General features: G+C 44.1%; 9 protein-coding genes. 2 read left to right on the forward strand and 7 right to left on the reverse strand.

Features of this window, described 5'->3' with window-relative positions; translation table 11 throughout:
- The 6 genes from AWH66_RS13310 to AWH66_RS13335 form a co-directional block, all read right to left on the reverse strand.
- The coding region (locus AWH66_RS13310) for a VCBS domain-containing protein (protein ID WP_206360050.1) at nt 1-2,022 on the reverse strand (2,022 nt) is incomplete at its 3' end.
- A gap of 297 nt (nt 2,023-2,319) precedes the next feature.
- Complete coding sequence (locus tag AWH66_RS13315) at nt 2,320-2,811, reverse strand: Lrp/AsnC family transcriptional regulator (RefSeq protein WP_006070243.1); 492 nt, start codon at nt 2,809-2,811, stop codon at nt 2,320-2,322.
- 122 nt (nt 2,812-2,933) lie between these two features.
- Complete coding sequence (locus AWH66_RS13320) at nt 2,934-3,167, reverse strand: hypothetical protein (RefSeq protein WP_063602806.1); 234 nt, start codon at nt 3,165-3,167, stop codon at nt 2,934-2,936.
- Nucleotides 3,168-3,485: 318 nt separating this feature from the next.
- Nucleotides 3,486-6,542 carry an efflux RND transporter permease subunit gene (locus tag AWH66_RS13325; protein ID WP_063602807.1) on the reverse strand — a complete coding sequence of 1,019 codons (3,057 nt, stop codon included), beginning with the start codon at nt 6,540-6,542 and terminating at the stop codon, nt 3,486-3,488.
- A 2-nt stretch (nt 6,543-6,544) separates the two neighbouring features.
- Nucleotides 6,545-7,600, reverse strand: coding sequence for an efflux RND transporter periplasmic adaptor subunit (locus AWH66_RS13330; protein WP_063602808.1), 1,056 nt, complete (start codon nt 7,598-7,600; stop codon nt 6,545-6,547).
- Nucleotides 7,600-8,673, reverse strand: a complete 1,074-nt coding sequence (locus AWH66_RS13335) for an efflux RND transporter periplasmic adaptor subunit (protein WP_063602809.1) — start codon at nt 8,671-8,673, stop codon at nt 7,600-7,602. The genes AWH66_RS13330 and AWH66_RS13335 overlap by 1 nt, the downstream gene beginning before the upstream one ends.
- A 270-nt stretch (nt 8,674-8,943) precedes the next feature.
- Between AWH66_RS13335 and AWH66_RS13340 the strand changes: the two genes are divergently transcribed.
- Nucleotides 8,944-9,663 carry a TetR/AcrR family transcriptional regulator gene (locus AWH66_RS13340; protein ID WP_063602810.1) on the forward strand — a complete coding sequence of 240 codons (720 nt, stop codon included), beginning with the start codon at nt 8,944-8,946 and terminating at the stop codon, nt 9,661-9,663.
- Nucleotides 9,664-9,704: 41 nt separating this feature from the next.
- Here the strand turns inward: AWH66_RS13340 and AWH66_RS13345 are convergent, their stop codons facing one another.
- A complete protein-coding gene (locus AWH66_RS13345; RefSeq protein WP_063602811.1) occupies nt 9,705-10,646 on the reverse strand; it encodes an AEC family transporter in 942 nt (313 codons plus the stop codon).
- Nucleotides 10,647-11,032: 386 nt separating this feature from the next.
- Between AWH66_RS13345 and gatZ the strand changes: the two genes are divergently transcribed.
- Entirely contained in the window at nt 11,033-12,295 is a 1,263-nt protein-coding gene (gene gatZ / locus AWH66_RS13350) for a tagatose-bisphosphate aldolase subunit GatZ (RefSeq protein WP_063602812.1), read from the forward strand.
- Nucleotides 12,296-12,329 lie beyond the last annotated feature (34 nt).

Genomic DNA, 12,329 nt, shown 5'->3' on the forward strand with positions numbered 1-12,329 from the left:
GTTGCTGCTGCCTTCAGCGCTAAACGCCAGAACGGAGTCGGCATCCACGTCAGTGGCTTCAATGGTACCCGTCGCGCTTGGCGTGCCAGATACCACGGTGCCGTCATCTTCATGACCCGCTTCTTTCACCGCTCCTGCCGTTACACTATTACCATCAATAGTAGGCACATCATTGGTACCGGTAATAGTAATGGTCACCGTTTCAGTGTTCACTGCACCAAACTCATCGGTCACTTTGACCGTAAAGCGAACGTCTTTAGTTTCGCCTTCTTTGAGTGCTTGCGTCTCAGTAGTGGTGTTATCTAGCGTAAAGGTCCATTGACCACCTTCTTGAACCACAAGTTTGCCGTAAGGGCTGTCGCCATTGTCCACAGTAAACTTCAACTGTGCATCAGCGTCTACATCATCCGCAGTCAAGGTACCGGTAGCCGTTGGCGTACCTGATATAACATTGCCATCGTCATCATGGCCCGCTTCCGTCACAGCACCAACAAGCTTACTGCTGGCATTAAACGTTGGCTGATCATTCGTACCCGTGATAGTGATCGTAACAACTTCCGAGGTCACTGCGCCTTTGTCGTCAGTAACGTTGACGGTAAATTGAATCTCTTGCGTTTGACCTTCTTTAAGTGCCTGTGTTTGTGGGGAATTATTATCGAGATTAAAGACCCACAAACCACTAGGTTGCACTTGTAAGCTACCAAAGTCGCTACTTCCATCTTCCACAGTAAAAGTTAAGCTTGAGCCTTGGTCCACATCACTCGCAGCAAGCGTACCTGACACTATGGATTGACCAGCCACCTCTGTTCCATCGTCAAGATTACCAGCCTCAATAACTTGTCCAGAGAAGTTACTTGAAGTCGAAAACTCTGGCTTATCGTTCGTCCCAGTAATTGTGATTACAATCGTATCTGTTACCACCGCACCTTTGTCATCGGTAACCAAAACCGTGAATTCAGATGTAGCAGTTTGACCTTCTGCTAGCGCTTGTGTGGCGGTAGAAGTGTTGTTTAGGGTGTAGGTCCATTCACCAGTCTTACTATCAATAGAGATAGAGCCGTATTGGTCAGATTGGTTAGCGACTGAATAAGCAAGAACCGAGTCGGTATCATTATCTGTGGCAACAACTTGGCCAGTCGCCGTGTCATTTCCTGCGTCAATATCGCCGTTATCGAAATGACCAGATTCGGTTACGCTCCCCTCCCCAGGTTCGACTATCACGGGTATATCATTGATAGGGTTGATGGTGATGGCTACACCACCCGACTGAACAGAGTTTATCTCCCCACGACCATCGTCAACTGTGTAGGTAAATTGGCCAGCATCTTCACCTGCGGTGTATTCCATTGGCGCATCAAATTGTAAACCTTCAAACTCAGCTTGTGATAACTGCTGACCTAATGTAACCGGTGTGCCATCAGCGAGTGTTAGGGTACCCAATTTAGGAAGCTCTGTGACAGTGAGCGTAAGCACATCACCATTCGGATCGATGGGAAAATCGAGGTTTAATTCACCATCTTGCGCTTCTTCATCATAATTGCGTAAATCAAAGACAGTAACAGGCGCAGCATTAGAGAAAATATCTAGGAGTGTATTAGTCTGGGTATCGTTAAGACTGCGAGGATCAAGTCCTGTAGTTTCGAAAAAAGTCGCAGCTTGAACTTGTGGGTTTATCGCTTCAACGGTTGCCGCATCGGATATACTGGAGCTTAAGCCATCACCAGCCGCCGTGGCTTGATCTTCATTTTGGGTCGGGTCTTCACCGGATTCAATTTGAGCAATGATGTCTAGTGCATCTTGATCACCTTGCAGCAGACTTGAGCCAAAATCATCACTTGAAACGTCGACTTGAGCGAGCTTAATGCCCTCTAATTCATTACTAGGCTGCTCGGCAACCTGTTCAAGCACCACGTCTCCAGGTCGGGGGTCAACCCCTTCTGGTAATAAGACCAATTTTCCTTGTGAATCAAGAACTAGGGTTCCTGTTACATTCACAAGCCCCATTAATGCAGCGATACTCATGGCGAGCTCCTTTTAAAACCGACTTCACTCTGGTTAAAAGTTCAAAAAAACTGTTACTTCGATACCCAAACACCACTTACTTGATATGCACTCTCGCACAACTAAGCATTATAGGTTTGTTAATCTTCATTTCTAATTTATTGCGTAATGTAAATATCAGATATTTCTCGTTATATAAAATGAAATTAGAATTAAATCAGGGGTAGTCTCAAAAACGAAATACCAAAAGGAGTCTGTATAGAAAACAGGCAGTCATTTCGTTTAAAACAAGAGGATAAAGGTAATGATTTGTATGGTTTAGGTAGTGAGAGTGTCTAGAAGTTCAGGGTTAACGCCGAACCCAGTTTTATGTTCCTCAATGACCACTTCACTGCGAGTTTGAATCACCCCCGGCAAAGTACCCAACTTGGTGGACATAAATGCCTGATAAGACTTCATATCTTTGGTGCGGACTTTGATCATTGTATCGAAGTCACCCGACAAAGAATAACACTCTTCAATTTCAGGCATCAGTTCTACCGCCTTGGCGAATTTTTCGAAGATGGAAAAACTGGTTTGATCGAGTCGAATATGAATGAAAACTTGGACATCCAAATTCAGTTTTTCTGGATTGAGCTCCGCATGGTACCCAAGAATGAAGCCTTCTTTTTCTAGTCGCTTAACCCGATCAGAGCAGGGAGACGTTGTTAGATTGACCTGTTTAGCCAACTCAACAATTGGCATGCGACCTTTAAGGCTGAGTATTCTTAGGATTTCTAAATCGATTTTATCTAATGCGAGCGAAGCCATTGATTTATCTCGAGCGAATGGACATTCTCTCGATTGTAAATCAATCGTTATGCATGTAAATAGACGTCAGATCACAAACTCACAACAAAACCAAAAGGTTAAATGTAGGAAGCTTGAAAAAGTTACGCTAAGTTTGCTTGCTGACTCATGACTGGTTTTGCCGCTTCTTGGTTTTGCTTATTACAAACTCGGCAATACAGCTGACGCTCTAGTTTGTAATAACCACTACCTGTGACAAGTTGAGACATTAATTGCTGGAAGCTCTGGAGCATAGAAGCACTATCATTTGGACTGCGTCGCATCACGGCTTTGTGGGCTGTATCTTTCTTGCATGCTGCGCAGTAGTTAGTTGGCATTGTCGTTGTCTCCAGCTGGTCTGATCATTTCGTGACCATATTGTGTAAAAGGTCGATAGAATTACAAAACGATCATTGCAAAAAATGTGGCGGCTATTCCAAATTCTTGGTCATTATTTTGCGAATTTTTGATCAAGATTTCGAAATTAACTTACAAACCCCTCCAAAAAACCGAAAGTGTAACAAGATGCGAGTAAATTATGTCATCTTGCTGCGAAAATCACACATCACTACTAATAATCAACAAAGTGCGCATTTGACTGGCACAAAAAAGCCCACTCCTAAGAGTGGGCTCGACGTTTTAATTTCGTTAGATAGTTACTTAGCTGGCTTGATATTGAAGAAAATAGCAAACAATACTGGAACCACGATCAAAGTCAGTACCGTCGCAAATCCAAGTCCAGCCATGATCGTCACCGCCATAGAGCCAAAGAACGCATCAAACACCAGCGGGATCATCCCCAAAATAGTTGTCAAGGCCGCCATACTCACTGGACGCACACGACTTACAGCACTATCAACAATTGCTAAATACGGATCCTTGCCACTTTCCAGCTCAAGATTGATCTGATCCATCAGAACAATGCCGTTTTTCAGGATCATACCGCTCAAGCTTAACAGACCAAGTAACGCCGTAAAACTGAATGGCATATTGGAGAGTAAAAGACCAAATGCGACACCAATGATCGACAGTGGAACAGTAAGCCATATTACCAAAGGCTTTTTCAATGAGTTGAATAGCAACATGGTAATAATGAACATCAACAAATAACCCATAGGCAGGGATTTGAACATCGCTTCTTGCGCATCCTTCGATGACTCATATTCGCCACCCCATTCGATCGTGTAGCCATCAGGTAGAGGCAGTGATTCTACCTGTGGCTTAACACGAGCGAATAAACTTGCTGCGGTCTCATCTCCAAGCACGTCGTGGTCTGCGAGTACGGTTAATGTACGTTTTCTATCACGACGTTGAATAATAGGTTCTTGCCAATCCAAAGTAACATTGTCAATGACTTGCTCAACCGGAACATAGGTCTGAAGCATTGGGCTCCATATGGAAATGTTTTGCAAAGATGCATAGTCCACACGCTCATCTTCAATTAGGCGAGTCACGATTGGTAACATCTGAGTGCCGTCACGGAATACGCCAATAGTATTGCCACCAAATGCTAGCTGAAGTGTGTTCGATAAGTCCTCTTTAGAGATACCCAAACGACGTGCTTTCGACTCGTTGAATTGAGGGACTAGCTCTTTGGTTCTTTCACGCCAATCATGTCGAATGTTACGCGCCCCTGGATCGGCAATCAGAACATCTTCAACTTGTACTGCAATATCACGTAGTACTTGAGGATCTGGGCCTATGATACGGGCCTCGATCTTTGAAGCAGGCGACGGACCAAACTCCATTAAACGTAGCTGGAACGTTGGTGCGGCAAATTCGCTCGCTAAGTTCTCATCTAACTTATGCAGTAGCTCAAACATATTGTCGCGGCTAGTTGTTCGAATTTGTAGCTGAGCATAGCCTTCGTAGCTCTTCTCTGGTTGATAGGTCAACATGAAGCGTTGTAGTCCTTGGCCAACCGACGTAGAGACGAACTCAACGTTATCCTGCGCTTGAATATATTGCTCAACTTTTTCTGTCTGCTTAAGTGTCTGACGAATATCCGTTCCTTCAGGCATCCACATATCGACAAAGAACATAGGCGTATTAGACGGTGGGAAAAACGACTGTTTCACCAAACCAAACGCCATCACCGCGGCAATAAGCATTGCTACCATGCCTACGACGGTTAACCAGCGCAGTTTTAGAGCAAGTTTTAATGACCAACGGAAGACCGTGAACAAGACACCTTTGTATGGGTCAGAATCATCTGTGCTCTCGTTTTTGTCCGTTTCTTTCAGTAATAAATCAGCCAAGAACGGAGTCAATGTTAATGCAGTAATCCAACTTAGGAACAGTGAATAACACAGAACCCAAAATAGAGAACCCATGAATTCGCCCGTCGCATCCTGAGACAAACCAATCGGCGCAAATGCTGTAATCGCAATTACGGTTGCACCAAGCAGTGGCCATTGTGTTTGCTTAGCGATCCCCATCGCAGCTTGCTTCTTGGTCTGACCTTGTTTTAGCCCCACTAAAATGCCTTCTACAATCACGATGGCATTATCCACCAGCATACCCAGAGCAATAATCAACGCGCCCAGAGAAATACGATGTAGCTCGATATTATTGATACTCATCATAATGAAAGTACCAAACACCGTTAACAGCAAAACCGCACCAATGATGATGCCGCTACGCATTCCCATGGTAAACAACAACACTAAAATGACGATTCCAACCGCTTGAGCAAGGCTGACTACAAAGTCCTGAACTGACTTGTCTACTTCCGCCGATTGATTGTAGAAGTAATCAAGATGAATACCCGCAGGTTTGATGCTTTCCAACGATTTCAGCTGTGCATCTAACGCCTTACCGACTTCCACTACGTTAACCCCAGACGAAAATGAAATCGCTAGGTTAATAGCAGGCTTACCGTTGAAGGTAATCACATTCGACGGTTTCTCTTGGATACCTTTGGAAATATCCGCGACATCTTTAAGACGAATTAAGTTTCCGGTATCACGACCATGGATAATCAGATTTTCCAATGACTCAACGGAATCTAGGCTACCATTTGGACGAATCGCCAAGCTCTCGCCATTAAGCATAATCTCGCCAGAGGAAAGCACGCTGTTCTGCTGATTAAGCAGCCCCATTACCGCCTTCATATCTAGGTTTAATGCTGCCAACCTTTCTAGTGAAAGCTCAACAAACAGCATCTCTTGCTGGTCACCTGCAATAGCTACTTTGCCTACACCATCGACTAACTCAAGCTCTCGGCTTAAATAATCCGCATAGCGCTTAAGTTCCACATAATCGTAGCCATCACCCGTGAGCATGATCATTACGCCAAAAACATCACCAAAATCATCAATGATTTGTACCGAGCTCACACCACTTGGGAGCTGTGGTTGCAAGTCATTGATTTTTCGGCGCATCTCATCCCAAATCTGTGGCAGCTCATCAGGGCCATAGTCCATTTTCATGCTAACCATGATTTGAGATAGACCCGAAGATGATGTCGATTTGATGTTATCGATATAAGGGAGTTTGCGGATTTCTTTCTCTAATGGATACGTCAGTTCTTCTTCGACTTCCGTGGATGTTGCCCCTGGATAATTAGAAATGATCATCGCATCTTTAATGGTAAATGCAGGGTCTTCCAAACGACCTAGATCCATAAAAGATTGCACGCCGCCAATAGCCAAAATGACCAGAAACAACCAACTGATGACGCGGTTCTTAATTGAATATTCCGTTAAACTCATTGTTATTTATTCCCCTTGAGAGCCACTTCTTCACCATCTCTCAGTTTTCTCAAGTTAGAGCTCACTAACACGTCGCCTTGGGTAACGCCAGTATCAACAATCACGCCGAAACTGTTTACTTGGTCCACATGAACAGGCGTCTTAGTGACGACTCCTTCAGCATGTTTCCATACAAAGAACTCTCCCGGCTTAGTACCAGCCTCAAGCACAGTCATAGGTAGTTGATAGCCTTGGATTGAACTCAACCCCGCTGCCACCATGTCCACGTTCACAGCAACACTCGTACCAGGAAGGATTTTCTCGGCTGGTTGAGGCATCTGAAGCCACAGCTCATAAGCACGGCTTTGTGCATCTGGTTCGCTAGAGTGCTCCAAATACGTCATGCTGTAGCTTTGATCTACACCAGTAAAATAGGCTCTTGGCTGATAGGCATTTTTCTGAGCCTGTGGAGTAATCGATGCAAGAATGTAGTCCGACAAACTGATTTTCACGTACACCTTGTCGTCTTGATAGATAGACACTATGGTCTCGCCCGCTCCAATATTCTCAAAACGCTCTTTATCGACACTCGCGACAACACCCGCAAAAGGAGCCTTCAAGCTGGTATATTGAATTTGATGCTGAATATTCTGATACTGCGCTTTCGCGAGCTGCTTGTTGGACGTTAGTTCATCAAGCTCTGAGCTAGAGATCATGTCTCTTGAATACAGTTCTGCACCGCGACGCAATTGCTTAGTCGCCAGCTCATATTGTGCCTGCGCATCACGGTACTGTTGCTGAAGCTTCTGGTCATCAAGCTTTGCGACCACTTGACCTTTCTTCACAGATTGACCGGACTTCACTAATAAGTGTGAGATTTCACCTTGAATACGAAACGCCAGATTGGTCTGCTCTGCAGTGACCACTTGACCACGAAACTCGCGATATTGCTGTTCAACAGGCTTTTGAACTTCTATCGTCTCCACCTGCAAAGGTGCTCGCTCACGCACTGTGATATCTGAATAACAGCCTTGCAACGTAAGGGCTGTTAAACCTAATGCTAATATTGACTTTTTCACTAAATGCCACCCTCACGAGTCCATAATTTGACTTGCTGTCCTTCGGCTAAGTTTGCCGCACCTGCTACTACAATTTGGTCGCCTTGTTGTAATCCAGCCGTCACGTCACCCTTTTCATTAAGCGAAAGCTTGATTTGATGAACTTGATGGGTCGCTGGATCAAAGCGCCAAACCTTACCGCTGGTTTCGTTCTGGTTAATCCAGGCGGCAACAGGCAAAGAAAACGCACGCTCTTTGGTTTCACTTTGGATATGCACTTGGCCTGACATGCCTGCCAACACATTTATATTTTGTGGCTTAGTGATTTTTACTGACGCTGCATAGCTATTGGTATCAAGATCAGGCTGCATCGCAATCTCTCTAAAGGACGCTTCAATACGCTGATTACGATGGCTATCTAACGTGACGAAAAAGTGCTGATGCTTAAGCTCATCAAGCGTCATATTCTTCACTTCAGTGACAGGAATGGCGAACGTCACGTCTAAATCTTGGCTACTGATGAGATTCAGAATGGGTTGCTTGGCACCGACCACTTCGTATGGTTTTTGATGAGTAACGGACACCACACCATCAAACGGAGCGATAATTTGTGTGTAGCCTAAATCCGCCTTAGCCTGCTCAAGTGACGCCCGTGCAGCCTTAAACTGTGTTTCATTGCGATCAAAGGCATCGGCACTGATAAGCTTCTTAGCAAATAACTGCTCGGCGCGTTTTAGTTGGGACTGTGCGAGATCAAACTCAGCTTGACGAGCATCCAAGGCCACTTGATAGTCCGTTGGGTCAAGTGTCGCTAGAATTTCCCCCGCTCTCACCGCTTCACCCATCTTCACATCTATCGAAGATATTTGTCCTGCTACCTGAAACGACAGCTGTGCTCGGTCTGTGGCATCCACTTGCGCCAAGTAACTGCTCACTGGCGAGAAATTCAACTCCGGAACTTCGACCACTTTAACTGGCTTGATCACGGGTTCATTGATTTCCGATTGTGCTTGATTACAACCGGACAGGCCGATGACAGCCAATAAAGGCAAGACCATCAAACCACTAGTTTTGAATAGACGATGGGTTTTCATAATATTTATCCCAAATTATATTTTACACTTGTGCAGTTAATTGCTTTACAAGTGTGCAGTATAAGTATAATTTGAAAGAGATCAATAAATATTGCACATGTGTGCAGTATAATTTTTATGACTAACTTTATCGCTTTTGGTTATATGAAGAAGTCGTGACATTAACTCAGTAAATTTACTGCTCTTGATGACAGGAATAATGCGAATCTTGTCGTCGAGCACACTATTGCAGTACCCTGTATAGGATTGATTGAATTTAGAAGGTATCGAGTGGAAAAGAAAAAAGGTCGTCGCAGCGCTACGGCAGCGGAAGAGACGAAAAACCTGATCATGACGGTCGCAGCAGAAATGTTTTGTGAGCTAGGCTATGAGCGTGTATCCATACGCAATATTAGTGAGCGCGCAGGCGTCTCGCACAGTTTGATTCGTCACCACTTCGGTAGCAAAGAACAAATTTGGTATGGCATCAGCGACCACCTTCACGCGTATATGCAAAAGTACATTCGTTATCTTCTCGAACAACTCCCAGAAGACACCCCCGCGAATGTGAAAGTCTACCGTTTTGCTGTGGGTATGTTGGCGCACTGCATTGTCATCCCCCAACCGATCCAACTTATCGCAGACGCAATGCGTCAAGAAAATGAATTCTTCGACTATTTTATTGATAGCACTGGAGAAATTGAAAGCATCGTGTTCAAACTGGTTGATGACTACAACGCCAATTCCCCACAAACTCCACTCATTATGCATGAGCTGAAGTGGAAACTGATGATGTTCGCCCACGGTTCGGCTTGCATGCTCCCAATGCTCAAAGAGACATGGTCACAGGAAACCACAGATCTGGATGAATGTTTGGTCAAACACTGGTCGCTATTCGAAGCACAAGTTGCAAATGAATTGTCTATAGGTGAGCAAGATCGTTTGAAGCCGAAAAAGATCGATGAGCTTGTTTATCAGGTTGAATGTGATTGGGGTGAGTGTCCAAGATAATAATGTAGCATGCCGTGGATTGAGGGTTAAACTACAAGCTCTCATCCACTCCAAGAAACTAAGAAATAAAACATGCCTACAATAAGTGACATAAAGTATGTCACTATCCAACATGTATTCGCCACCGCCGTATTCAAACCATACAACCTAGCAGGTAATACCCCGATAAAGCCACAAGGCATGCAGGCTAGCATGATACAAAGCGGCAGCAAGACTCCGCTACCTGCACTCCAGATATCCAAAGACCAAAAAGCAAATAAGACAAATAGAACACCAAATGCAATCCTCGTCATAGAAGCAGTTATCGCCATTCTAGCCCACTTTCTCGAACCAGTAAGATGGAAAGTTAGTCCAGCGGCAAATACAAGTAACAAACTACCAAGTGGTATAAGCCATTGACTAACATCCGACAAAATGGAAGGTCGACGTATATCGGTACCAGACAAAAGTAGCCCCGTACATAGAGCACTGACAGAAACCACAAAAACAGGATTACGCCAAAAGTGATGAGCTTTGCCACCCATTGCTTTTCCCTGCGCGCGACAGTAAGGAAATATCAAACCAAAATAGATCGCTTCTTCAAATAACTTGAATAGCGCAAGCAAGGCGACACCATCTTCACCAAAAAACACAAAGGCAAACAACGCACCTAAAGCACCAATATTGTAGAAACTGGTAGTGGGGAGTAACGAGGCAAAATCAGTCCGCGATAAAGAGAAAATACGAGAAATGAAGATAGCCGTTACTGCACCAGAACCAATAACTCCAACTCCCAGCAACGGCACAATCAGTAGCTCAGTATCTACGCCACTCAACTGCCACAAAGAATTCACGACAGCAATAGGAATAATGAATAGTAACGATGATTGACTCGCTAATGACCGTAAAGCCTCTGAGCGTGTCGGCGCATAGTGCTGAATAAGCATTCCCGCAACAAAGCTGACACCTATAAGAACCAGCATAATTATTAGTTGCTGAACCACAAAATCTCCTCGACAAAGTACCGTATCCCCTACAAACCCTTGAACTATGGCACCGACTCCAGTTAACAAGCAAAGGCTATATTCTCACTCTGTAAACTCCGGAAGTGCGCAATATTGTTAGCTGATGTGCTCATCTCATACCATTTTGAACTTCCCTTAACACAAGAAAAACGAAACAAAAAGAAACACAACGGAACCAATAATAAAATAAAGACGGTATCACACTCAGTAAAAACCTTTCAAACACTACTAATATCACATAAACTTTCGAATTCGCAAATATTCGAAGACATTCGATTGATTTTAAATTATCATTAGTACAGATATCAATCAGCGATATAACGTCGCGGAAAGACGGAATAGATAATTTTAACTGGAGATTAGCTGTGAAAGAACTCGTAAGATCACACAAGGAAGACAATCAGAAGTTGGGCATTTACTCCGTATGCTCAGCTCACCCATTAGTCATTGAAGCAGCACTAAAGTACGAACTTACGTCAGGAAAGCAAGTATTGATCGAAGCAACATCAAATCAGGTGAATCAATTTGGTGGTTATACGGGAATGCATCCGAAAGACTTCGTAAACTACGTTCATGATATTGCAATTAAAGTCGGTTTCCCCATCGAGCGAATCATTCTCGGCGGTGACCACTTAGGTCCAAACTGTTGGCAGCAGGAGAGTGCAAGCTCTGCTATGGCAAAATCCCTAGAGCTAATCAAAGCGTATGTGGAAGCTGGATTTACAAAAATACACCTAGATGCCTCGATGTCTTGTGCTGACGATGAAATCCCACTCGACCCTATGATTGTCGCAAAACGGTCAGCGGAAATGTGTAAAGTAGCAGAAGCGCATATTGCTGCTGAGCTAAAATCAAAACTCACCTACGTTATAGGTACAGAGGTGCCTGTTCCTGGAGGAGAAGCTACTGAAATCGAAACCGTGCATGTAAGTAAGCTCAGTGATATCCGAAATACCATTGACACTCACGTCACAGCTTTCGAAGCTCTGGGAATTAGCGATGCGTTGAGCAGAGTAATCGCGGTCGTAGTTCAGCCGGGGGTAGAATTTGACCACAGTAAAGTCATTCGATTTAAAAAAGAGAAAGCTTCTGAGATTTCCCGTTTTATAGAAGGCACTCCATGGCTTTATGAGGCACATTCAACCGACTATCAAACCCAAGAACATCTTAGTGATTTAGTAGAAAACCATTTCGCTATCCTAAAAGTAGGACCAGCGCTCACATTTGCTTTACGTGAAGCACTATTTGCTCTAGCCGAAATGGAAACAGAAATAGTCTCAATAGAACAGAGTAGTCGCTTCAAAAAAGTGGTTGATGATGTTCTACTAGATGAGCCTAAGTACTGGAAGTCATACTATGGTGATAAACACTCGACAATCATTAATAACCTCCACTACAGCTTCTCAGATCGTATTCGCTACTACTGGTCTGAGCCACGCATTCAAAACGCATTTAACCTGTTAATTGGCAACCTAAGAGCAAACCCAATTCCGTTGTCTATGCTCAGTCAATATATGCCGAAACAGTATCAAAAAGTTAGCGAAGGAGTCATTGATCTAGAACCAACAACGCTGGTGATCGACAAAATTCAAGAAGTGGTAGAGATGTATTCCAAAGCGTGTGAGTAAAACTAAAAAGGCCAGCAATGCTGGCCTTTTTAAA

Source organism: Vibrio barjaei, assembly GCF_001639065.2.
GTDB lineage: Bacteria > Pseudomonadota > Gammaproteobacteria > Enterobacterales > Vibrionaceae > Vibrio > Vibrio barjaei.

What these genes read in the sequence shown, in the direction of transcription:
- AWH66_RS13315 (WP_006070243.1), bottom strand. Translation starts at nt 2,811, where the DNA reads ATGGCTTCGCTCGCATTAGATAAAATCGATTTAGAAATCCTAAGAATA.
- AWH66_RS13320 (WP_063602806.1), bottom strand. Translation starts at nt 3,167, where the DNA reads ATGCCAACTAACTACTGCGCAGCATGCAAGAAAGATACAGCCCACAAA.
- AWH66_RS13325 (WP_063602807.1), bottom strand. Translation starts at nt 6,542, where the DNA reads ATGAGTTTAACGGAATATTCAATTAAGAACCGCGTCATCAGTTGGTTG.
- AWH66_RS13335 (WP_063602809.1), bottom strand. Translation starts at nt 8,673, where the DNA reads ATGAAAACCCATCGTCTATTCAAAACTAGTGGTTTGATGGTCTTGCCT.